The 19,924-nt window shown below is 59.1% G+C and carries 24 protein-coding genes; 9 read left to right on the top strand and 15 right to left on the bottom strand.

Going from position 1 to position 19,924, the window contains the following annotated elements:
• Nucleotides 1-7: 7 nt before the first annotated feature.
• From hemH to ACQUTG_RS07530, 4 genes are read right to left on the bottom strand one after another with little or no spacing between them, the layout of a single operon-like run.
• Entirely contained in the window at nucleotides 8-1,117 is a 1,110-nt protein-coding gene (hemH, locus tag ACQUTG_RS07545; protein WP_428918818.1) for a ferrochelatase, read from the bottom strand.
• A gap of 36 nt (nucleotides 1,118-1,153) precedes the next feature.
• A complete protein-coding gene (locus ACQUTG_RS07540; protein WP_428918817.1) occupies nucleotides 1,154-1,585 on the bottom strand; it encodes a TIGR01244 family sulfur transferase in 432 nt (143 codons plus the stop codon).
• A 45-nt stretch (nucleotides 1,586-1,630) separates the two neighbouring features.
• Nucleotides 1,631-2,056, bottom strand: a complete 426-nt coding sequence (locus ACQUTG_RS07535) for a DUF6691 family protein (protein WP_428918816.1) — start codon at nucleotides 2,054-2,056, stop codon at nucleotides 1,631-1,633.
• A 6-nt stretch (nucleotides 2,057-2,062) separates the two neighbouring features.
• A complete protein-coding gene (locus ACQUTG_RS07530) occupies nucleotides 2,063-2,500 on the bottom strand; it encodes a YeeE/YedE family protein (protein WP_428918815.1) in 438 nt (145 codons plus the stop codon).
• Between the two features lie 347 nt (nucleotides 2,501-2,847).
• Here ACQUTG_RS07530 and ACQUTG_RS07525 point away from each other — a divergent pair, with 347 nt between their 5' ends.
• Entirely contained in the window at nucleotides 2,848-3,264 is a 417-nt protein-coding gene (locus ACQUTG_RS07525) for a phasin family protein (protein ID WP_428918814.1), read from the top strand.
• A 1-nt stretch (nucleotide 3,265) separates the two neighbouring features.
• Here the strand turns inward: ACQUTG_RS07525 and ACQUTG_RS07520 are convergent, their stop codons facing one another.
• From ACQUTG_RS07520 to ACQUTG_RS07475, 10 genes are all read right to left on the bottom strand, one after another.
• Nucleotides 3,266-3,895, bottom strand: coding sequence for a TetR/AcrR family transcriptional regulator (locus tag ACQUTG_RS07520; RefSeq protein WP_428918813.1), 630 nt, complete (start codon nucleotides 3,893-3,895; stop codon nucleotides 3,266-3,268).
• Between the two features lie 18 nt (nucleotides 3,896-3,913).
• Nucleotides 3,914-4,726 (bottom strand): exodeoxyribonuclease III, encoded by an 813-nt coding sequence (gene xthA, locus ACQUTG_RS07515; RefSeq protein ID WP_428918812.1) that lies wholly within the window; start codon nucleotides 4,724-4,726, stop codon nucleotides 3,914-3,916.
• A gap of 81 nt (nucleotides 4,727-4,807) precedes the next feature.
• The gene (locus ACQUTG_RS07510; RefSeq protein ID WP_428918811.1) at nucleotides 4,808-5,551 is read right to left on the bottom strand and encodes a hypothetical protein; all 744 of its coding nucleotides are present in this window, start codon (nucleotides 5,549-5,551) and stop codon (nucleotides 4,808-4,810) included.
• Nucleotides 5,548-6,069 (bottom strand): DUF2878 domain-containing protein, encoded by a 522-nt coding sequence (locus ACQUTG_RS07505; RefSeq protein WP_428918810.1) that lies wholly within the window; start codon nucleotides 6,067-6,069, stop codon nucleotides 5,548-5,550. Before ACQUTG_RS07505 ends, ACQUTG_RS07510 begins: the two co-directional genes overlap by 4 nt.
• Nucleotides 6,066-7,343 carry a class I SAM-dependent methyltransferase gene (locus tag ACQUTG_RS07500; RefSeq protein ID WP_428918809.1) on the bottom strand — a complete coding sequence of 426 codons (1,278 nt, stop codon included), beginning with the start codon at nucleotides 7,341-7,343 and terminating at the stop codon, nucleotides 6,066-6,068. The genes ACQUTG_RS07505 and ACQUTG_RS07500 overlap by 4 nt, the downstream gene beginning before the upstream one ends.
• Nucleotides 7,331-8,215 carry a DUF1365 domain-containing protein gene (locus ACQUTG_RS07495; RefSeq protein ID WP_428918808.1) on the bottom strand — a complete coding sequence of 295 codons (885 nt, stop codon included), beginning with the start codon at nucleotides 8,213-8,215 and terminating at the stop codon, nucleotides 7,331-7,333. The genes ACQUTG_RS07500 and ACQUTG_RS07495 overlap by 13 nt, the downstream gene beginning before the upstream one ends.
• Nucleotides 8,216-8,217: 2 nt before the next feature.
• Complete coding sequence (locus ACQUTG_RS07490) at nucleotides 8,218-9,483, bottom strand: NAD(P)/FAD-dependent oxidoreductase (RefSeq protein WP_428918807.1); 1,266 nt, start codon at nucleotides 9,481-9,483, stop codon at nucleotides 8,218-8,220.
• The gene (locus tag ACQUTG_RS07485) at nucleotides 9,480-10,280 is read right to left on the bottom strand and encodes an SDR family NAD(P)-dependent oxidoreductase (RefSeq protein WP_428918806.1); all 801 of its coding nucleotides are present in this window, start codon (nucleotides 10,278-10,280) and stop codon (nucleotides 9,480-9,482) included. Before ACQUTG_RS07485 ends, ACQUTG_RS07490 begins: the two co-directional genes overlap by 4 nt.
• Entirely contained in the window at nucleotides 10,277-10,744 is a 468-nt protein-coding gene (locus tag ACQUTG_RS07480; RefSeq protein ID WP_428918805.1) for a nuclear transport factor 2 family protein, read from the bottom strand. Before ACQUTG_RS07480 ends, ACQUTG_RS07485 begins: the two co-directional genes overlap by 4 nt.
• Nucleotides 10,741-11,697 carry an acyl-CoA desaturase gene (locus ACQUTG_RS07475; protein WP_428918804.1) on the bottom strand — a complete coding sequence of 319 codons (957 nt, stop codon included), beginning with the start codon at nucleotides 11,695-11,697 and terminating at the stop codon, nucleotides 10,741-10,743. The genes ACQUTG_RS07480 and ACQUTG_RS07475 overlap by 4 nt, the downstream gene beginning before the upstream one ends.
• A 106-nt stretch (nucleotides 11,698-11,803) precedes the next feature.
• On the opposite strand from ACQUTG_RS07475, the gene ACQUTG_RS07470 reads away from it, so the two are divergent.
• Nucleotides 11,804-12,817, top strand: a complete 1,014-nt coding sequence (locus tag ACQUTG_RS07470; RefSeq protein WP_428918803.1) for an NAD(P)/FAD-dependent oxidoreductase — start codon at nucleotides 11,804-11,806, stop codon at nucleotides 12,815-12,817.
• 5 nt (nucleotides 12,818-12,822) lie between these two features.
• On the opposite strand, the gene ACQUTG_RS07465 is transcribed toward ACQUTG_RS07470, so the two are convergent.
• Entirely contained in the window at nucleotides 12,823-14,307 is a 1,485-nt protein-coding gene (locus ACQUTG_RS07465; RefSeq protein ID WP_428918802.1) for an HD domain-containing protein, read from the bottom strand.
• Nucleotides 14,308-14,421: 114 nt separating this feature from the next.
• Between ACQUTG_RS07465 and ACQUTG_RS07460 the strand changes: the two genes are divergently transcribed.
• The 7 genes from ACQUTG_RS07460 (at nucleotide 14,422) to ACQUTG_RS07430 (ending at nucleotide 19,875) form a co-directional block, all read left to right on the top strand.
• Complete coding sequence (locus ACQUTG_RS07460; protein WP_428918801.1) at nucleotides 14,422-15,630, top strand: PP2C family protein-serine/threonine phosphatase; 1,209 nt, start codon at nucleotides 14,422-14,424, stop codon at nucleotides 15,628-15,630.
• 14 nt (nucleotides 15,631-15,644) lie between these two features.
• The gene (locus ACQUTG_RS07455; protein WP_092005975.1) at nucleotides 15,645-16,136 is read left to right on the top strand and encodes an STAS domain-containing protein; all 492 of its coding nucleotides are present in this window, start codon (nucleotides 15,645-15,647) and stop codon (nucleotides 16,134-16,136) included.
• A 23-nt stretch (nucleotides 16,137-16,159) separates the two neighbouring features.
• Complete coding sequence (locus tag ACQUTG_RS07450) at nucleotides 16,160-17,227, top strand: NAD(P)H-dependent glycerol-3-phosphate dehydrogenase (RefSeq protein ID WP_428918800.1); 1,068 nt, start codon at nucleotides 16,160-16,162, stop codon at nucleotides 17,225-17,227.
• A 21-nt stretch (nucleotides 17,228-17,248) separates the two neighbouring features.
• On the top strand, nucleotides 17,249-17,698 hold the full coding sequence (locus tag ACQUTG_RS07445) for a SixA phosphatase family protein (protein WP_428918799.1): 450 nt from the start codon (nucleotides 17,249-17,251) through the stop codon (nucleotides 17,696-17,698).
• A 37-nt stretch (nucleotides 17,699-17,735) separates the two neighbouring features.
• Entirely contained in the window at nucleotides 17,736-18,632 is an 897-nt protein-coding gene (locus tag ACQUTG_RS07440; RefSeq protein ID WP_428918798.1) for a radical SAM protein, read from the top strand.
• A 13-nt stretch (nucleotides 18,633-18,645) separates the two neighbouring features.
• Nucleotides 18,646-19,212: a DUF1285 domain-containing protein gene (locus ACQUTG_RS07435; protein ID WP_428918797.1), complete on the top strand. Its 567-nt coding sequence runs from the start codon at nucleotides 18,646-18,648 to the stop codon at nucleotides 19,210-19,212.
• 201 nt (nucleotides 19,213-19,413) lie between these two features.
• Complete coding sequence (locus ACQUTG_RS07430; RefSeq protein WP_372985353.1) at nucleotides 19,414-19,875, top strand: FKBP-type peptidyl-prolyl cis-trans isomerase; 462 nt, start codon at nucleotides 19,414-19,416, stop codon at nucleotides 19,873-19,875.
• Nucleotides 19,876-19,924 lie beyond the last annotated feature (49 nt).

The raw sequence follows: 19,924 nt of genomic DNA, 5'->3' as shown, positions 1-19,924 counted from the left end.
GGATCCCCTAGAGGGATCTGCCGGGGTAGGTCATTGCTTTCTGCTGGTCTGCGCGCTTCTGGCGCTCGGCCAGGCCTTCCGGGGCATTGGTCGGAATCTGCCAGCCCGCAAGGTTGTCCTCAATCAGCTTCACCAGGGCCTCAATGTGGCCCGGTGTCGCATTCAGTGCCGGTATGTAACTGAATCCCTCACCACCGGCCTCCATGAAGTACTCACGGTTTTCCTCGTTGATTTCCTCAATCGTCTCCAGACAGTCGGAGGAAAATCCGGGGCAGAACACATCTATTGATTTGATGCCCTTGCCGGGCAGCGATTTCAACGTCTCATCCGTGTAGGGCTTCAGCCATTCCTCGCGTCCGAAACGGGACTGGAAGGTGGTCATGTAGTCCTCGGACGAGAGGCCGAGACGTTCGGCCAGCAGGCGTGAGGTCTTGTGGCACTCACAGTGGTAGGGGTCGCCTTTCAACAGATACTTCAGGGGCACCCCGTGGTAGGACAGGATCAGCTTGTCCTTGCGGCCATGGTTGGCCCAGTGCGCCTCAATATGACGGGCCATGGCTTCGATGTAGGGCGGGTAGTCCGGGTAATGCGAAACAAAGCGCAGGTCCGGCAGCCAGCGGCGCTTGGTGAAGTCCCTGGCGACCGCATCGAAGGTGGAGGCTGATGTCGAGGCCGAGTACTGGGGGTAGAGCGGCAACACCAGCAGCTTGCGCACGCCCTGTTCCTGCATTTCATCGAGTACCTTGCTGATGGACGGGTTGCCGTAGCGCATGGCAAACCCGACCACAACGTTCGGTCCGTACTTCTGCTTCAGCGCCTCGCGGATACCTTCCGCCTGTTTGGCGGTGTGCAGCAGCAGGGGCGAGCCCTCTGCTTCCCACACACCTGCGTAGGCCTGGGCGCTGCGCTTCGGACGGATGCGCAGGATGATACCGTTCAGGATCAGCCACCACAGGGGGCGGGGAACCTCCACCACCCTGGGATCCCAGAGGAACTCGGCCAGATAGCGTCGAAGGGCTGAAGTGGTGGGGGCGTCCGGGGTGCCAAGGTTGGTCACCAGTACGCCCAGCCTTTCGGGCTGGTTATGGCTGAAATTCTCCGAGCCTTTGTATTTCATTCAAGTCGGTCCCTGGTCTGGTTTATGGGCGGGCGGCTACCCCTTGTTCTGTGACTGTTGCGCCATCCTCGGAGCCAGGCCACTGATGTCGTAGCCAGCGTTACGGGCCTTGGTGAAAATCTCCTGGGCCGGGTTGGAGCGGGCAGCGCTCAGGGCCCAGAGGACGGTGCAGCGGGTGCCGGAGCGGCAGAAAGCCAATACGGGCTTTGCCGCGTCCCGGATCATCGGCGCAAACCGATCCACGTCGTCATCCGTGATGTTGCCGGATTCAACCGGCATGTAGACCCACTCAAGTCCCTGTTCCTTTGCGGCGGCCTCGATATCTGCCATGGACGGCTGGCCGGGCTCTTCGTGATCCGGGCGGTTCGCAACGAGGGTCTTGAACCCCAGGCGAGCCGCCTCGGCCACATCTTCCACGCTGATCTGTGGCGCTACGGAAATGGTGTCGTCAATTTTTCGGATATCCATGGAAAACCTCCGCAATCTTGGTGGGGCTAAGTTACCAGAAATCGTTCAGGCTTTTGCCCGGTTCCGCTCAATTAATTCGAAAATCGCCATGCCGGCCACCATCGAGACAACGAATACCGCCGCCTTGGTTTCGCCGGCCCCCAGGGCCACGATCCCCGGACCCGGACAGATGCCGGCAATTCCCCAGCCTACGCCAAACATGAGACTGCCGATGACCAGGCGCTTGTCGATATGCGTATGGGATGGAATCTTCATGCTGAAACCAAGAAACGACAGGGTCCGGCGACGGGCAACCGCAAATGCCACGACGCCGACGATGATGGCGCCACCCATGACAAAGGCGAGGGACGGATCCCAAAGACCAGCGATATCAAGAAAGCCCAATACCTTCTCCGGATTGGCCATGCCGGACAAAATCAGGCCGAATCCGAAAATCAGGCCAGCAAACAGGGATGCAAGGGAATACTTCATACTCAATCAGACTCCAAGCACGTGACGGATAACGAATACGGTAATAAAGCCCATGGCCATGAAGCTCAGGGTGGCCGCCAGCGACCGCAGGGACAGGCGGGATAGACCGCAGACGCCGTGACCACTGGTGCAACCGGAACCGTAGCGGGTACCGATGCCTACCAGCAGGCCGGCAATGATCAGTGCCGGGTAACCGGCGTTGATCTCGATGGCGGGCATATCTCCGCCCAGAAGCCAAACTGCCGGAGCTGCAAGCAGCCCCAGCATGAAGGCGACTCGCCAGGCGATGTCGCCTTTCAGAGGTGTCAGCAGGCCGCCGAGGATTCCACTGATGCCCGCGATGCGGCCGTTAAGCAACAGAAAGCTGGCGGCCGCCAGGCCAACCAGAATACCGCCGGCCAGAGCCGACCAGGGAGTGAAATTACTCCAGGCAATCTCGATCATTGACTACTCCGTGATGACAGGTTTTTGATTATAGGAATAAGCTTATAAGGACGGGTAATAATACCACGAAAAAAGCCCGGCAAGGGATGCCGGGCAGAGGCGTGCGAGTAGTATCCATGAAAGACTTCCAGACAAACCGGTATCAGCAGGGATACCGGTATGGTGAAGTATTGACCATATTTTGAACACTTCAAGCGAGAGCCCGTTCCGTTTGAAAACATTTTTTCATATCGAATGCGTGTTTATACTGCAGCCTTTTCCTGTGCGGGTTTCAGCGCCACTGCAATCCCGCCGGGGGTGTAATACAATAGGGCTCTGAAGCGAAATTTCCACCCCGAGGTTGATAAATGTCAGACGAAAAATCCACAAAGCCGGAGACCGACGCGCAGCTGGCCGCCAGGATCAAGGGTTCTGCACGGCAGATCTGGCTGGCGGGGCTGGGCGCCTATACCAAGGCTGAAGAGGACACCGGCAAGTTTTTCGAACGTCTGGTGCAGGAAGGCGAGCAACTGGAAAGCAAAACCCGCGGCGTGGTCGGCAAGCAGATCAAGTCGGTGGAAGACCGGGTCGAGGGCGTTCGTGAACGGGCCACCGGGACCTGGGACAAGCTCGAAAACATGTTTGACGAGCGGGTATCAGGAGCCTTGCGCCGCCTCGGCATTCATCGCCGTGAAGAGATCGAGGCGCTGGAGCGCCGCGTCGAGATTCTGGAAACCGAGCTGAACCGCCTTCGGAACCAGGCCGGGAGTGACGAGGAGGAGTAGGTCAGAGGTAATCCCGGCTCATCAGCCGGGCTTCGTCCTGCTCTTCGGGAGCCAGGTACGGTATAACCAGGTGCATCATCTGGTAAACCCCGCGCCCCGGGTCCACGGACTCCCGATCCTCAAGGTGTGAAAGCGTATCAAAACTGCTCCAGTAACAAGCGGTTAGCGTTAACTGCTTACACAGGGACTCAAGTTCTTCTCCGTTTATTGCCATCATCCCCTGGCGCCGGAAACTTTCGCAGATTACCTCGAAAGCGGCAGTCTTCTTTTTCAGCAGTCGCTTGAATCTCGCTTGCAGCTGATCATATCGCGACAGCACATTGACCAGGTCCTGGTAGAGAAAGCGGTACCGCGCGACCGTTTCGAACATCAGGTGCAGGAAGAACCCATTCTGGTCGAGGCTGATATCCGCATCTTCCGGCACCGCCAGCAGATCGAGCATTTCAGCCTCGAATCGCCCGAACAATTCCTCGACGATGTCGCCTTTGCTCTTGAAATGGTAATACAGGTTGCCCGGGCTGATCTCCAGTTCGTCGGAGATCAGCAGGGTGGTCACATTCGGCTCCCCGACGCAGTTGAACAGGGCCAGGCTGGTATCGAGGATGCGGTCGCGGGTTTTGATTTTTTTCATGTCGCGCCCGGCCGCGCCTCAGAGATCGAAACTGGCCCAGACCGGACAGTGGTCCGAGGGCCGTTCCATGGCGCGAATGTCGTAGGAAACCCCGGCTGAACGGGCCTTGGGTAGCAGACTGTCGCTGGCCATGATCAGGTCAATGCGCAGGCCCCGTTTCGGATCCCGTTCAAAGCCGCGGCTGCGGTAATCAAACCAGCTGAAGGTATTGTCTTCTTCAGGGTGCAGGTGCCGGAAGACATCGGTAAAGCCGCGCTGTTCCACCTTGCCGAGCCATTCCCGTTCCTCGGGCAGAAAGCTGGTCTTTCCAGTGCGCAGCCAACGCTTGGCGTTGTCGGCCCCGATCCCGATATCCCTGTCCGTAGGTGAGATATTCATGTCACCCATCACCACCACGTGGCCGCCTTCCTGCTTCAGCTCATCCAGGTACCGCATGAGGTCGGCGTAGAACTTCTCCTTGGCCGGGAATTTCACCGGATGGTCGCGGTTCTCGCCCTGGGGGAAATAGCCGTTGATGACCGTCAGTTTCTCACCGTTGACGGTGAACTGACCGGTGATCAGCCGGCGCTGGGAGTCCTCGCCGTCCCAGGGGTAACCCTTGAGTACCCTCTCTGGCTCCACCTTCGACAGCAGGGCAACGCCATAGTGGGTCTTCTGGCCATGAAAATGGACCCGGTAACCCAGCTTATGAATCTCCTCCACCGGAAAATTCACATCCTGCACCTTGGTTTCCTGTAGCCCGATCACGTCCGGCTTCAGGTCTTTGATGACGGCTTCCAGCTGGTGCAGGCGGGTGCGAATACTGTTGACGTTGAAGGATACAAACATCATGGCTGCATAGGTCTCCGGCGTTGGTTCCGGCGGAGTTTAACATACTGGTACCGGGTTGCTGCCTTGGCAGCACCGACAGGATCAGGGAGTCAGTTCACATTCCGGGTAACTGGCGATGTCGTAGCGGATGTGGGCCTGGTAATTGGTGTCGGAGTTCTTGCGGATATTGGTCAGGCCCAGGTAATGGGTGAGCGCGCCGCGAGCGTTATAACCAAGCTGTATCGGGTCCACCAGGAAGCGCAGGAGCATGCTCGTGGGGCGGATGGCGACTTCCAGATCCGCATCCAGCTCCGGATGATTGCTGGGCTCAAGGATAAAGCCATAGAGTTCGCCCCGGGTCGGACCCAGGAACCGGAATTCCACCGAGCGGCCTTGCTGCAACGCGGACCAGTTCTGGCGAACCAGGTTGTCGAACCCGGCATCAACCACGGCGCGACCTTCGACCGGGACATTGAACGCCCGGGTTTCGCCCGAGGGCGTCTGCCAGTCGACTTCAATGGTGTTTCCGTCCGGGTAACTGATCCGGAGGGATTCATCAAAGCGCGGCTGGTTGAAATCCACTTCCGGCTGGAGGGGAGAACGCTGATACCGTAAGACCTTGTCCGCAAAGCCCTCACTCTGGTCCTGCTCGCGATATTCCACCCGGTGATCCAGGGGGCGAAACTGGCCCTGGCTGCATTCGCCTTCAACCTGATGGTGTTCGGTGTACAGCACGTCCCCGTTCACCGCCCGGGCCTCACCGGAGAATTGGAAGGTCTTCCCATAACAGGTGCCGGTGGCAGCCAATAGCAACAGTGCCAGAGTTCGTCTACGCATCGGAGTCATTGTGCAAGCTCCGGGTACAGGTACCTTCGAATGAACAGCAGCAGCGGGAATACCACCAACCAGCCTGCCGCGAGTGCAAGCAGAGAGAGAGTCTGGTCGGGCAAGGACACAGCACCGAGTTTGCTCGCTGACCAGTAGGCAAAGGGGCCGGCAATGGGCGCCAGCACAAAGGGCAACCAGCGATTCCGGCTGATCCAGTCCAGGGAATGACACAGGGTGGTCATGAAAATGGCCCAGATTGCCACCAGCCACGGGGGCACGATCAGCAGTTCGGCGGTCTCCGAATAGAGTACGCCGGTCTGGAACCAGAGCGTGTCCATGGCGGCGCCAGCTACGGTGCCGAAGCCGATGAACTGGAGTTCACTGATCCGCTTCTGGCTGACCAGCACGAAGTGCAAGATCAGGAACAGGCCTATGATCAGAACCGCAAGCCGGTTCGGATACAGCACACAAAGAAGCCAGCCCGCCTGGAACAGGACAAAATTCAGAACCTTGCGGGAGGTTTCCGAGGCAATCATACGCTCAGGATGTTCGCACGTTTGTTGCCGGGCTTGGCAAACATCAGCTGGGACACGCCGATGGCCCGCTCGCTGAATCCGGCCTCGCAGTAGGCGAAGTAGAAATGCCACAAGCGGCGGAACGCCTGATCGTAGCCCATCTGATCCAGACTGTCTTTCTTCGCCATAAAGCGCTCGCACCAGTCACGCAGGGTGCGGGCGTAATGGAACCCGATATCTTCCGAATGGGTCAGCACCAGGTTCGAGCCGTTGCGAACCGATTCCAGAATGGCGCCGAACGAGGGAATGAAGCTGCCAGGGAAGATGAAGCGCTGGATGAAATCCACGTTCTTCAGGGCGCGCGTGTAGCGTTGCTCAGGCATGTTGATGGCCTGCACCAGGGCCAGGCCATCGGGTTTGAGCAGGGCGTTGATCTGCTGGAAATAGCTGTCCAGGAATTGCGGACCGACTGCCTCGATCATTTCAATGGAGACCAGCTTGTCGAACTGGCCCTCGAGGTCCCGGTAGTCGTCGAACAGCAGGGTAATACGGTCTTCCAGTCCCTCGGCCTTGACCCGGGCCTGGGCCAGTTCCAGCTGCTCCCGGGAAATGGTCGTGGTGGTGACGTGGCAGCCGTAGTGCTTCGCCGCATGGATGGCAAAACCACCCCAGCCGGTGCCGATCTCGATCACGCGGTCGTCCGGGCCGAGGTCCAGTTTCCGGCAGATGGTATCCAGCTTGTGGACCGCCGCTTCCTCCAGGGTGGCATCCTCGCGCGGATAGATGGCCGAGGAGTACATCATGGTCGGGTCCAGGAAGGTCTCGAACAGGTCGTTGCCCAGGTCGTAGTGGGCACTGATGTTCTTGCGGGAACCTTCTTTGGTGTTTCGGTTGAGCCAGTGCAGGCCTTTGAGGGCCGGCTTGGTGACCCAGCTGAAGCGGTCCTCGAATTCGTTCATCCGGTCGACATTGCGGGTGAAGAAGCGCAGTAGCGACACCAGATCCGGGGTGGACCAGTCGCCGGCCACGTAAGCCTCGGCGGCACCCACACCACCGCCGGTCAGCAGATCCCGCCAGGTGCTGTGGTCATGGATGACCAGTTCGGCCGGGGCGTAACGGGTATCGCCATCGCCAAAGACGAGGGTTTCGACCCCCGTCTCCCTGATGGTCAACGCGCCGTGCTGGAGGACCTTGAGTTGCTGAAGCACCAGTTGCCGGGCGATGCGACTCATCAATGGCAGACGGCCGGAGTCGGCATGTTCGCGTGTATCGACGGATGTATTCAGGTTCTCCATGAGCTTACCCTTCCACCAGTGGTGTTTACGTCATTGCCGGTGGTCACATCCAGTCCGGCATCTTCGGTTCCCCGGCGATAGGCCGGATCGTTCCCGGACAGTTTGTCCGGATGGGTATAGAACGGGGCGCCCTTGAGTTTCAGGCGCAGGGCGTTCCAATAGATGCCTGCGACCACCTTGATCGCCTCGACCGGAAAACGGCGCAGGCTCCTGTGCAATTCTTTACGAGTGAGAGGGGTGCGCTGGACCACCAAGGTGGCATCGAAATGCTTGTGCTGTTCCTGGAGTACGTTCATGTGGATCCGCATTTCCGGACCGCGGTAACTGAAAGTCCACTGGTATTCCTGTTCCATGCCATTGAACGGCGACACATGGAAGCGCTTGGAGAAGCCGAAGCGCTCGGTTCGCCAGCCCGCGCTGTTGGCTTTCGCTCCGGTGGTCTCCAGGCAGTAGACATGCCGTTCGTGCCAGGGCGTGTTGGTGATCTGGGCCACGATGACCCGAGGCACCGAGCCCTCGGCGGGATCCTCCCCCTGCTGGTAGCAGAAGTAGAAACTGACCGGATTGAACACGTAGCCGAAATAGCGGGGGTGGGTGATCAGTTCCACCGTCCCGTCCGGGTACCAGCCGGTGGCGTCTTTCACATAATCGCGAATGGCGGCGGACAGGTTCCGGATTTCCGGCCGAAAGTAATCATCACGGCGCAGGGACATCCAGTTGAAGCGCTCCAGGGAGAAGAACCGGCTGATGCCGGTGATCCTGTCCCATTCGTCCACGTCGAGCGCCAGCATGCCGGCGCCATACTCGAACCCATGGCCGATCGGCTGCATTCTCCGATGCCGGACGGATCCCTCAAGCCACTGGCTGCCCATGCTCAGATCTCCATCCCGAAATCATTCAGTACCCGAACCGCACTGCGCACGCCGTCCTCGTGGAAGCCGTTGAACCAGTAGGCACCGCAGAAATGGGTGCGGTTACGGTTGCCGATCTCTTCGTAGCGCTGCTGTGCGGCGACCGCCTCCAGGGTGAAAACCGGGTGGGCATATTCAAAGTGTTTGATGACCTTGTCCGGATGAACAGCCTGGCTGCGGTTGAGTGTCACGCAGAAGGTTTCCCGGGCATCGTGGAAGTTCTGCAGAATGTTCATGTTGTAGGTGACTGACACCGGTTGGGTGCTGTGCTGCGGAATGAAGTAGTTCCATGCCGCCCAGGCCCGACGGTTGGCGGGGAGTAAACGGCTGTCTGTGTGCAGCACCACGTCGTTGTTCTGGTAGGCGATGGCACCCAGGACATCACGCTCCTGATCGGTGGGATCGGCCAGCATCGCCAGCGCCTGGTCACTGTGGCACGCCAGGATGACCTGATCGAATTCGTGGCTCTGGCCGTTCACCTCGACGGTCACACCGTTTTCATGCCGACGCACGGCACTGACCGGGCTGTTCAGATGGGTGCGGTCGCCGATCCGTGCCATCATTTTCTTCACATACTCGGCGGAGCCGCCACTGATCACGCGCCAGGTGGGCCGGTCATCCACGGACAGCATGCCGTGGTTGTTGAAGAACTGCAGGAAAAACCGGATCGGGAACTGCTCCAGGACAATTTCCGGCGCCGACCAGATCGCCGCGCCCATGGGCACGATGTAGTAGTTGCGGAAATAGCGCGAGTAGCCGTTGCGGTTCAGATATTCCCCCAGGGTTTCGGCATCGCTGATGTTGCCCTCGGACAGATCCTGGCGAGTCTCCCGGTTGAACCTGAGGATCTCCCGGATCATGCGCAGGAACGGCAGGTTCATCAGGTTCTTGCGCTGGGCGAACAGGGTGTTGAGGCTGGTGCCGTTGTACTGCAGTCCCGTGGACGGGCAATCCACGCTGAAGCTCATGTCGCTGACTTCGGAGGCAACCCCCAGGCGGTCCATCAGCTTGATGAAGTTCGGGTAGGTCCAGTCGTTGTAGACGATGAAGCCGGTATTGACCGGCCAGGTACGGCCGCCGGATTCCACCTGCTCGGTGTTGGTGTGGCCACCGGCATAATCGCCGGCTTCAAACAGCTGAACATCGTGTTTCTCCGCAAGCTTCCAGGCCGCGGTGAGGCCGGAGACGCCGGCCCCAATGACAGCAATACGCTGACGTTCGTTGGTCATTCGGTTTTTTCCTGTTGATCAGAACTCTTGCGCGCCATGTTGGCGGCCATACGGTCAACCAGTGCCCCCGGCAGAGAGCCCAGGATCTTCAGCATCCAGGTAAAGCGTCTGGGAAAAGCTATCTCGTTTTGGCCCCTGGCCAGGCCGCTGACGATTCGCTCAGCGGCGTCTTCAGCGGAAATCCGGAAGGGCATGGGGAAATCGTTGCGGTCGGTGAGTGGTGTTTTCACGAATCCGGGTGACACCACCACAACGTCGATGCCCTCGGCGGCCAGGTCGGCCCTCAGCGAGTGGGCAAAGTAGCTGAGTGCCGCCTTGGAGGCACCGTAACCTTCCGCCCGACTAAAGGGAAACCACCAGGCCGAAGAGCTGACAATGACCAGAGTAGCCGGCCGGCCCATTGCCCGGGTGCGGCGCAGAGCGCGCAGGGCGATGTCCAGCGAACGGGCGGTACCGAGCACATTGGTCACGATATTCGCTTCGATCACGTCACTGCTGTATTGGTCGATCTCCAGATACTCGCAGGTCCCGGCGTTTAGGATCGCCATATCCAGAGGTTTGTCCGAATCAAGTTCTGCGGCGATCGCGGCAAGCTCCTCCTTGCTGGTGGTGTCAGCCACTGCCGGCGTGACCCGCTCGGGCGCCAGTTCGCGCAGCTTTTCCAGTGCCTCTGCGCGGCGTCCTGTGACTACCAGGTGGTGCCCGCCTCGGGCCAGGGATCGGGTCAGCGCTTCGCCGATTCCGGAACTGGCGCCGGTGATCCAGATATTGGACGGTCCCTGCAATCGCGTACTCATCCGGCTTGCCCTTTTATCCACCGGACGATCCGCCCCAGAGCCGGCAGGTTCTCGTAAAGCAGTTGGCCGGCATCAAAATAGTCCCGGTGAAAGCTGACCCGGCCATCTTCGATCTCCAGGTGGCTGATGCCATCCACCGAGATTTCTCGACCGCCACGAATCCGCTTGTGGCGGAGTTTCATGACCCACGGCAGCGCGACCGAGGCGCCGGTGGCGACGGCAGGTTCAAACTCGAACCTGCACGAAATGACGTTCTTGTAGGCACCCGCGAAGTAGTGTGTCAGCTCATCAAGCCCGGCAACCTGATTGAAAGGATCCTGGAACCGGATATCCTCGCTATAGACCGCCTGGAGTTTGTTCAGGTTTCCCTTGTCCAGCTCGTTGAACAGAGCCTTGAAGTGTTCGATCGTCGCCGGAACGGCCGAATTCTTTGTACCTACTTCAATTGCTGAGGCTGTGCTCATGACTGCATTCTCCTGATCGCATCGAGCTTGCGGGTTTCCTCCTGAATGTGCTGCGGTATGGGGTTCAGATCCCAGATGATGCCGAGACGGGACAGCACCCACAGCCCGTACCAGGTGATGTCGATTTCGTACCAGCGGAAGCCCTGGCGGACCGACTGGGGCCAGCGGTGGTGATTGTTGTGCCAGCCTTCACCCAGGGTGATCAGGGCCAGCCAGAAATTGTTGCGGCTGTCGTCATTGGTGTCGAAGCGGCGCTTGCCCCAGACGTGGGACAGGGAATTGATCGAGACAGTGGCGTGGAAGAGCATCACGGTGGAGATAAAGAAGCCCCACACCAGCAGCTGCAGACCATTGGTGCCGAGGGAGGGCGCAAAGGCCGCCAGAACCTCACCAAGGCCATAGATGCTCACCGCCGCGAGGGCCGGCACCAGCGAGTCGAAACGGTTGATGAAGCGCAGCTCCGGGAACTTCAGCCAGTCCCGCACCCGTCTCTCGTCCATGGCAAAGCCGGCATCGCAGGTGAACCAGCCCACGTGTGACCACCAGAAGCCGCCATGATGGGGGGAATGAAGATCTTCCTCCCGGTCGGAGTGCTGGTGATGATGGCGGTGGTGGGCCGCCCACCAGAGCGGGCCACGCTGGGCCGCACTGGCGCCTAGCAAACCGAAGATGAACTGTGCCGGCCGGCTGGTCTTGAAGGTCTTGTGGGCGAAGTAACGATGATAGAAACCGGTGATGGCAAACATGCGGATCAGGAAAAAGGCCACGGCAAAGCCGACGGCGAACGCGCTCGCCCCGGTGTAGAATGCCAGCAGGCATACCAGATGCAGCAAAATGAATGGCACCACCCGGATGAAATTGAAGGAGCGGGAGCTCGTGTCGATGTGATCCGAACCCGCGTCAGAGTCGAACCACCTCAGAATGTTTATAAACCAGTGTTGCACTCGGGTCATACCCTGATTGCCCTTTTACTTCTGTGTGAAACCAAGTCGGCGAAGCATCGCTCAACGCTCGAGAGGTTTTACGTAATCGTTACTCAAATTGGATGCACCAAAGACGATGTTTAATGAAGCACCCGACAGACACCTTATACGCTGTACTGCGGTCATCGGTTCAGGGATCGCAGGGCTGACTGCGGCGATCCTGCTCAAGGAACAGGGCCAGTCAGTCACGGTATTCGAAAAGAGCCGCGGACCCGGTGGCCGTCTGGCTGCAAAACGGGTGCCCGGAAGCTCTGCAGATATTGGCGCCCAGTATTTCACCGCCAGAAACCCGGCTTTTCTGGATTTCCTGACCCGGTATGCGGGGGATAGTAGTTTCACCAGCTGGCAGGGGCGCCTGGTGTTCCAGCACCGGGACGGACGCCGGGAACCTTTCCCGGAGGAAGAGCGCTATGTCGGAACTCCCCGCATGACCGCCATCAGTCGGGCACTGTCGGCCCATGTTGAGCTGGTCACCGAGACCCGCATCGAAAGAATGACCCGTAAAGACAGTCAGTGGGAACTGGTCGACACCGGGGGCAACATGGTGGGCCGCTTTGACCGGGTGGTCGTGACCGCACCGCCTGCCCAGGCCGTGGATCTGATGCAGGCCAGTGGTCTGGAGGAGGTTGCCGGCCGGCTGGAGCAATCGGTATCGACCGTGGCTCCCTGCTGGGCGGTGGCGGCGCATTTCAGCCACCCTCTGGACCCCGGATTTGACGGCATCCGCTGCCAGCATCCGGTGTTGTACTGGGTCGCCAACAATTCCAGCAAGCCCGGTCGTGAAGATTCCGGGCAATGGTGGGTCCTGCACGGGAATGCGGAGTGGACCAGGGCCCACGTGGATGCATCGCCGGAAAAGGTGGGGGCAGAGCTGGTAACGGCATTCAGGGAACTCATCGGCTCTGATGCCCGGCCGGACGATCTGGTGCCGCACCGCTGGCTCTATGCCCGCGCCGAAGGCGAGAATTTCCCGGGCCACCTGTGGTTCGAGCAGCTGGGCATCGGTCTGGCCGGCGACTGGCTCGATGGTGGCCGGGTTGAAGGCGCCTTCAACAGTGCCAGCGGGCTGGTAAAAGCCATGGGTGCCTGAGCCGGCTATTCCGTCATGCCTTCAACCGGCCCGAGAGTTATATTCGGCCGGGTGTAGAAATGGGTGATGGTGCCGTCGCTGAATTTGCTGAAGAACGCACTCACTTCTGTGATCTTGCGCAGTGACCGCGTCCGGTTGATCGGGTCCCGCACCAGGACCTTGATGCCGTTGAAGTTGTCCTGGATGTTGGAAAACCGGGCGCGCATGGAGCAGGTCACCACGTGCGCCGGGTTCAGACCCAGCTCCCGGGCCAGCCACTCGCTATGGCGGGCAATTCCCTTTTCACTGAGATCCTCCCGGGTGTCCAGGTGATCGAGCTTCACCCGGTTCACGATGCAGAAGGAGTAACTCTGGGGGCTTCGGCGTGCGACCTTGCGGAATGCCTCCCAGAAGAAGCTGTCCGTCAGCTCCGCGAAAAAGCGCATGTCACTCAGGCAGATGTCGATCCATTCGAAATTCTCCTGGTCCTCCAGAACCTCATTGATCGCCTCCCGGAGCAGCCAGTCGAAGCCGAGCGCCGTCTTGTGGGCGTAGACCTTCCGGTACATCTGGTGCCGACTATAGACAAAGTCCTCCAGGGCGCCGAGGCCTTTGTGGGTTATGGCAAGGCCCAGCCAGGGCTCGGAGACGTCCCAGCCGAACCGGAAGTTGGTCAGCAGGTGATCCAGGTTCAGGCCACCGATCGTCACCGAGGAATGGAAACCGTCCCGAAGCATGTAGTCTGCGCGATCCGCGTCGATTTCCCCGGATACGATCGAAGAAAGCAGGTCCATGACCAGACCCGGAATGTTCTCGTCGGGCATGGAACCGGATTGGGCCTCGTCTCCGGCGATAAAGTTCCAGAAGGTTTCCGAGTGGCGACGGAAGGTCTCGCTTGGTCGTACGTCGGTGGTCTCCATAATGCCGATTACATCCCTGCGATCCAGTCCGGCCGCTTCCAGATCAACAGCAGACAGCACCTCGTGGGCAACCCGCACCGAGTAGTGTTCGTGTTCGAGTTCTCCCGGCTCTTCACTGTGGTATTGGGAGAAATCCACGCCGGTCCAGAGGTTGCGGAACCGGTCCGACCGGGACATCAGCTCGCGGATACGACGGGCCTGGGTGAACTGGTGTGAGAAACTGGAGTGCCCGCTGTCGTGGAGCAGGCAGCCGAGGCGGATGGTCTTGGCCAGGTAATCGATGGCATCGAGCTGGCTCAGGGTGAGATCAGTCTGCTCGCTCAGCTGGCGCTCCCGCAGGTAGGCATCGATCATCGAGCGGAACATCCGTGTGCCCACATGCATCACCCCAACACTGTGCAGGAAGCGGGAATGGGTGGCGCCGGGAAATACCAGGCTCAGGATATCGTTCTGGCAGATGTTGCGCAGGCGCTGGAACAGGGGATGGTCGATGACCTGTATCTCATGCCGGTATAAGGGAATCCCGCCGTGAACCGGATCCATGATCAGCTTGTCATAAGCCCCGAGTAAATCGTTTACCGCACGTCTCATGGTCAGGATTCTCCCCAATTCGCGAAACTGGCCTTGTTATATCACAGGGTCGTGCCAGAATAGGCTTTATCAAGCCAATTTATCGTTTATCGATGGTAGTTTAGGGCAACAGCCATGGCATCGCGCACAGAGCGCATTCTAATTATTGACGCCGATGAAAAGGCCCGTGCCGACCTCTCACGTTATCTTGAGGCGCGCGGATTCTACGTAACCGGCTTTCCCGACGTGGCTGCAGCCAAGAGCCTGTTTGACGATAACACTCCGGATGTCATCTTTGCAGACCTGGGTCCCGGGGCCATCCGGGATCTGGCCGGCAGGCTCGAGGAATCCGAGACTTTCACCCCGATTGTTGCCTGCTGCAGCACCGAATCCAGTGCCGATGTAGTGAGCGCCCTTCGTGCGGGCGCCGCCGATTTCGTGCTCAAGCCGTGCAGTGACGACAAGGGCGCTCTCGATGACGTGATCGGCAAGTTGCTGGACCGGGTCCGGGTCAACCGGCTGAATCAGCTCTATCGCCAGGAACTGGAAGAGGCGAATCGGGACCTGCGGGACGGCATTGCCGAACTCAGAGCCGACCAGAGGGCAGGGCGCAAGGTCCAGCTGCGGATGTTACCGGACCGCGAACAGATGATGGGCGGGCTCCATGTCGACCACCTGATCAAGCCTTCCCTGTACCTCAGCGGCGATTTTCTCGACTATTTCCGGATTTCAGAAGACAAGTTACTGGTCTACATCGCCGATGTATCCGGCCACGGTGCCAGTTCGGCCTTTGTGACCGTGCTGCTGAAGAACCTGACCAACCGGTTGCAGCGAAACCTCCGGCGGCAATCCAGTGATGACATCCTGTATCCGGAGCGCTTCCTGGAACGAATCAACTCGGAGTTGCTGGACACCGGGCTGGGCAAGCATGTGACGGTGTTTGTGGGGATTATCTCCGAATCCGAGCGCAAGCTCCGGTACGCTGTGGGTGCCCATTTCCCGATGCCGATCCTGTCCTTCGAGGGCGGAAATACCGCTTTCCTGGAAGGCAGCGGCCTCCCGGTGGGGCTGTTCGAGGAGCCCCAGTGGGAAGTTTATGAGGTAGCGCTCGACAAGCCGTTCCGGCTTCTGCTGTTTTCCGATGGCATTCTGGAGGTAATCCGGGCCAAATCCCTTGATGAAAAGGAGAAGACGCTACTTGAACTCGTATCGGGAGGTAGTCACACTATCGCATCTCTCAACGAGGCGCTGAGTCTGGACGGCATAACAGAACTTCCGGACGATATCGCTATCGTATCGGTAACTGATACCATTAAAAGGTCAGACAGCACGTCCCCTAAATAGTGGCAGTGTGAAACATGGCTGGTTACAAGATCCTGCAAGCTGAACAACAGGGCATCTATGTCCTCAAGTTTATCGGTGAAATCCGGCTGAACCTTTGTTCGACGCTGGACAATCTCGTTGAGTCCATTACCCAGGATCCTCAGTTCAAGACCGTGGTTATCGATCTGACCGAGACCGAGATCATCGACAGCACCACCCTCGGTCTGCTCGCCAAGATCGCCATGGCCGCTCAGAAACAGAGTCATTTCCTGCCAACGTTGATTTCCACCAATCCCGATATTACCCGCATCATTACCTCCATGGGGTTCGACAAGATTTTCATCATTGTCCGGGAACCCGCCTCCCGAATTGAGGAACTGGAAGAGATTCCGGTACTTAAGGCCAGCGAACAGCAGGTTCGCGACAAGGTTCTCGACGCCCACAAGGTGCTGATGGGCATGAACCGGAAGAACCGGGAAGAGTTCAAGAATCTGGTGCGTGCTCTGGAATGCGAAGAGCACGGCTGATCCGATAACAACACGGAATGATTATGTCTGATACCAACGCCTCCCGCGATTCAGGGGCCCAGAACCCGCCACATGACGTTGCAGTACTGGGCGGCGGCAGTTTCGGAACCGCCATGACCAAGGTACTGGGTGAAAACGGCCACCGGGTACATTTCTGGATGCGGGACCAGGCCCAGGCCGACGAAATCCGCAAAACCGGCATCAACAGCCGCTATATGCCAGGTGTCAAACTCGAGGGCGACATCGAGCCCACGACCGATCTTGTCCACGCAGTCAGCAAGGCAGAAGTTGTCTTTGTCGCTATCCCCAGCAAGGCTTTCCGGGCCGTTATCCGTGAGCACAGCAACGATTTCCGCGATGGCCAGATCGTGGTCAGCCTTACCAAGGGTATCGAGGAGCACGGCTTCAAGCTGATGAGCGAGATCCTGCAGGAGGAAATTCCCCGCTGCCAGATCGGGGTGCTGAGCGGCCCGAACCTGGCGGCGGAAATTGCCGCCCGGGACCTGACGGCCACAGTGATCGCCGCCAAGGATCCGGATGTGCGCCGCACCGTTCAGGACCTCCTCGGCTGCGAGTATTTCCGTGTGTACGCCAACGTGGATGTTTATGGCGTGGAGCTGGCCGGGGCACTGAAGAACATCTATGCCATTGTTGCAGGCCTTGCCTCGGCACTGGATATGGGCGAAAACGCCAAGGCCATGCTGATCACCCGAGGGCTGGCGGAAATGAGCCGCTTCGCCGTGAGCCTGGGTGCCAATCCGATGACCTTCATGGGTCTGGCCGGCGTAGGCGATCTGATCGTAACCTGTACTTCCTCCAAGAGCCGTAACTTCCGGGTCGGTTACGCGGTCGGCAAAGGCCAGAACCTGGATGATGCCGTGAAGGAACTGGGGCAGGTGGCCGAGGGTATCTATACCCTGAAGCTGGTCAAGGAGAAGTCCGAGGCCATCGGCATCTATATGCCGCTGGTGCGCGGACTCTACGAAATCCTCTATGGTACGGCATCGATCAAGGCGGTGATCAACAGCCTGATGATGGCAGTCCAGAATTCCGACGTGGAGTTCATCCTGCCCCGCACCATCACCCAGTAACCGGAAGGATCGGAGGTTCCCGTGCAACTGATCATCATGCGCCACGGCGAGGCCGGTTGGCACACTCTGGACCAGGAGCGGGAACTGACGGAAGCCGGTCGGGAAGGGGTCGGAGCGGTCGCTCACCGTATCGCGGAATCTCCCTGGCGGCCGTCCCTTATCTGGAGCAGCCCCTATGTCCGGGCCCGCCAGACTGCGGGCATCATGTCCGAGATACTCAACTGCCGGATTGACGAGAGGGACTTCATCACCCCGGATGATGATCCGGGTGCCTGCCTGGATGCCTTGCTGGAAGTCCGGGAATCCCGGCTGCTTATCGTCTCTCATATGCCTTTTGTCGGCAGCCTGTCCACCCTGTTGGTGGATGGTCACCGCCGTGGCATTCCCTTCATGACTGCTCAGGCACTGTGTCTGGACATGCCCGTGGTCGGGCCGGGTTGCGCGGACTTGAAAGCCCAGTTTTTGCCCTGATCTTACCCACAAACACTTTCTGATTTCGGAAGCGCCTATGTACAGCTTTCCCATCGACTATGTCGAGCCGGTGTTTCGTCCACCGAGTGAGGCCAAATCCCTGATACTGCCGGTGACCAACGGTTGCTCCTGGAACAAGTGTACGTTCTGTGAGATGTACACCCAGCCGCAAAAGAAGTTCCGGGCCCGCAAACCGGAGGACATTCGCAGGGATATCGGGAACGCGGCCAAATCCCTGGGCGGCGTCCGGCGGGTATTCCTGGCCGACGGTGATGCCATGGTTCTGCCCACCCGCCGTTTGCTCGAGATTCTTGCTGACCTCAAGGCCGCTTTCCCGGATTTGCAGCGGGTTTCCAGTTACTGCCTGCCCCGAAACCTGGCCAGGAAGAGTGTCGAGGAGCTGGCGGAACTCCGGGAAGCCGGACTGGCTATCATGTACGTTGGCATGGAATCCGGTGATGACGAGGTGCTTCGTCGGGTCAACAAGGGTGAAACCTGGGAGTCCACCCGGTCGGCCCTGGTCAAGATCCGGGAAGCGGGACTGACCAGCTCTGTAATGGTGTTGAATGGTCTGGGTGGTGAGGTTTTGTCCCGGCAGCATGCCATCAACACGGCGCTGCTTTGCAACGAAACCCAGCCCGATTACCTTTCGACCCTGGTGGTAAGCTTCCCCCAGGGCGAGGAGCGCTTCCGCGCCGGCTTCGGGGATGATTTTGTCCCCTTGTCCCAGCAGGGGCTGTTTGAGGAGATCCGACTGTTTCTGGAGCATCTTGAGCTGGAGAAGACGGTGTTCCGGAGTGATCACGCCTCCAACTACCTGGTGCTCAAGGGTATCCTCGGCCGCGACAAGCCGAAACTGCTGGACCAGGTCAACCTCGCAATCAGCAATCCCGGCGCCGCACCTCTGCGGGAAGAATGGATGCGTGGACTCTAGGAGGCACCGAGTCATGAACAAGAATCCGGAAACCCTCGCCAAAGAAGTCGAGGAGACCGTCAAGAAGCCGGGGTTGCCGCCATTGGATCAATGGCACCCGGAACTGTCCGGGGATATGGATATGGTGATCCGCCGGGACGGACAGTGGATCTTCAGGGGCGAGCCCCTGGGCCGCGAGGCCATTGTCCGGCTGTTCTCGACCATCCTGCGGCGGGAGGAAGACGGGGCGTTCTACCTGGTCACGCCAGTGGAGAAGTGGCGCATCCAGGTAGAGGATACACCGTTGCTGGCCCATTCTCTGGAAGTGGATGGCACCGGGGACGATCAGGTGCTCAGTCTCACCACCAATGTTGGCGAGACCCTCGAAATCAGCGATGAGCATCCGCTGGAAGTGGGACAGTATCCCGACTCGGGCGAGCCAAGACCGGTCATCAAAGTTCGTCACGGTGTTGAGGCCCGGATTGTCACCGCGGCGTTCTATGAGCTGGCGGACCTTGTCATCGACACTGAAGATGCCGGCGAAACGGTTTACGGCGTGATGAGTCACGGAAAGTTCTGGAAAGTCGGGCAGGGTGGTTGAAAAACTCCGGCCTGCCCCCATCAATCACGGTAGAAAACGCAACCTGTCACTTGTTAGACTATGTTTTCTTACTTGTTATCGAGCCTGGCTCTCTAACGAGGCCCGGTGGTCGTTAGTACCTCTGTGCAGTCCGGCTGTTCATGATCACTTTCGATTGCCTTAATTCATAAATGCAGTCATTGCGACACGCAAGGAGATAAAATGGCCCAACCTCGTGTTGTTACCATTCATTACACCCTCACCAACGACCAGGGAGAGCAACTCGATTCCTCCCGTGTAGAAGGTCGTGAGCCGCTGACTTACCTGGAAGGCGCACAGAACATCATCGGTGGTCTGGAAACCGCGCTGACCGAGAAGGACTCTGGTGATCAGGTGAAGGTTTCCGTTGAGCCGGCAGAAGGCTACGGCGAAGTAAACGAAGAACTGATCCAGCCGGTTCCCCGCTCCGCCTTCGAAGGCGTTGACACCATCGAGCCGGGAATGCAGTTCCAGGCACAGACTCCGGGCGGCCCCCAGATCGTTCGTGTAGTGGAAGTTGGCGACGAGACCGTCACCATCGATGCCAACCACCCGCTGGCTGGCCAGACCCTGCACTTCGACGTGGAAGTGGTCGAGACCCGCGACGCGACTGAAGAAGAGCAAGAGCACGGCCACGTGCACTGAAGTCGCGCCTGAAGGCGGGGCGAGGGTGAAGACGGGGTCAGATGAAGGC

Source organism: Marinobacter sp. DUT-1, assembly GCF_050379415.1.
GTDB lineage: Bacteria > Pseudomonadota > Gammaproteobacteria > Pseudomonadales > Oleiphilaceae > Marinobacter.
The sequence above is the reverse complement of the archived record's forward strand: the minus strand, read 5'-3'. Positions and strand labels throughout refer to the sequence as shown.

Excerpts from the sequence above, each read along its gene's own strand:
- ACQUTG_RS07465 (WP_428918802.1), bottom strand. The coding sequence starts at position 14,307 with ATGAGACGTGCGGTAAACGATTTACTCGGGGCTTATGACAAGCTGATC.
- ACQUTG_RS07495 (WP_428918808.1), bottom strand. The coding sequence starts at position 8,215 with ATGGGCAGCCAGTGGCTTGAGGGATCCGTCCGGCATCGGAGAATGCAG.
- ACQUTG_RS07455 (WP_092005975.1), top strand. The coding sequence starts at position 15,645 with ATGGCTGGTTACAAGATCCTGCAAGCTGAACAACAGGGCATCTATGTC.
- ACQUTG_RS07480 (WP_428918805.1), bottom strand. The coding sequence starts at position 10,744 with ATGAGCACAGCCTCAGCAATTGAAGTAGGTACAAAGAATTCGGCCGTT.
- hemH (WP_428918818.1), bottom strand. The coding sequence starts at position 1,117 with ATGAAATACAAAGGCTCGGAGAATTTCAGCCATAACCAGCCCGAAAGG.
- ACQUTG_RS07520 (WP_428918813.1), bottom strand. The coding sequence starts at position 3,895 with ATGAAAAAAATCAAAACCCGCGACCGCATCCTCGATACCAGCCTGGCC.
- ACQUTG_RS07490 (WP_428918807.1), bottom strand. The coding sequence starts at position 9,483 with ATGACCAACGAACGTCAGCGTATTGCTGTCATTGGGGCCGGCGTCTCC.
- ACQUTG_RS07540 (WP_428918817.1), bottom strand. The coding sequence starts at position 1,585 with ATGGATATCCGAAAAATTGACGACACCATTTCCGTAGCGCCACAGATC.
- ACQUTG_RS07535 (WP_428918816.1), bottom strand. The coding sequence starts at position 2,056 with ATGAAGTATTCCCTTGCATCCCTGTTTGCTGGCCTGATTTTCGGATTC.
- ACQUTG_RS07430 (WP_372985353.1), top strand. The coding sequence starts at position 19,414 with ATGGCCCAACCTCGTGTTGTTACCATTCATTACACCCTCACCAACGAC.
- ACQUTG_RS07450 (WP_428918800.1), top strand. The coding sequence starts at position 16,160 with ATGTCTGATACCAACGCCTCCCGCGATTCAGGGGCCCAGAACCCGCCA.
- ACQUTG_RS07460 (WP_428918801.1), top strand. The coding sequence starts at position 14,422 with ATGGCATCGCGCACAGAGCGCATTCTAATTATTGACGCCGATGAAAAG.
- ACQUTG_RS07485 (WP_428918806.1), bottom strand. The coding sequence starts at position 10,280 with ATGAGTACGCGATTGCAGGGACCGTCCAATATCTGGATCACCGGCGCC.
- ACQUTG_RS07500 (WP_428918809.1), bottom strand. The coding sequence starts at position 7,343 with ATGGAGAACCTGAATACATCCGTCGATACACGCGAACATGCCGACTCC.
- ACQUTG_RS07440 (WP_428918798.1), top strand. The coding sequence starts at position 17,736 with ATGTACAGCTTTCCCATCGACTATGTCGAGCCGGTGTTTCGTCCACCG.
- ACQUTG_RS07435 (WP_428918797.1), top strand. The coding sequence starts at position 18,646 with ATGAACAAGAATCCGGAAACCCTCGCCAAAGAAGTCGAGGAGACCGTC.
- ACQUTG_RS07505 (WP_428918810.1), bottom strand. The coding sequence starts at position 6,069 with ATGATTGCCTCGGAAACCTCCCGCAAGGTTCTGAATTTTGTCCTGTTC.
- ACQUTG_RS07470 (WP_428918803.1), top strand. The coding sequence starts at position 11,804 with ATGTTTAATGAAGCACCCGACAGACACCTTATACGCTGTACTGCGGTC.
- ACQUTG_RS07475 (WP_428918804.1), bottom strand. The coding sequence starts at position 11,697 with ATGACCCGAGTGCAACACTGGTTTATAAACATTCTGAGGTGGTTCGAC.
- xthA (WP_428918812.1), bottom strand. The coding sequence starts at position 4,726 with ATGATGTTTGTATCCTTCAACGTCAACAGTATTCGCACCCGCCTGCAC.
- ACQUTG_RS07510 (WP_428918811.1), bottom strand. The coding sequence starts at position 5,551 with ATGACTCCGATGCGTAGACGAACTCTGGCACTGTTGCTATTGGCTGCC.
- ACQUTG_RS07525 (WP_428918814.1), top strand. The coding sequence starts at position 2,848 with ATGTCAGACGAAAAATCCACAAAGCCGGAGACCGACGCGCAGCTGGCC.
- ACQUTG_RS07530 (WP_428918815.1), bottom strand. The coding sequence starts at position 2,500 with ATGATCGAGATTGCCTGGAGTAATTTCACTCCCTGGTCGGCTCTGGCC.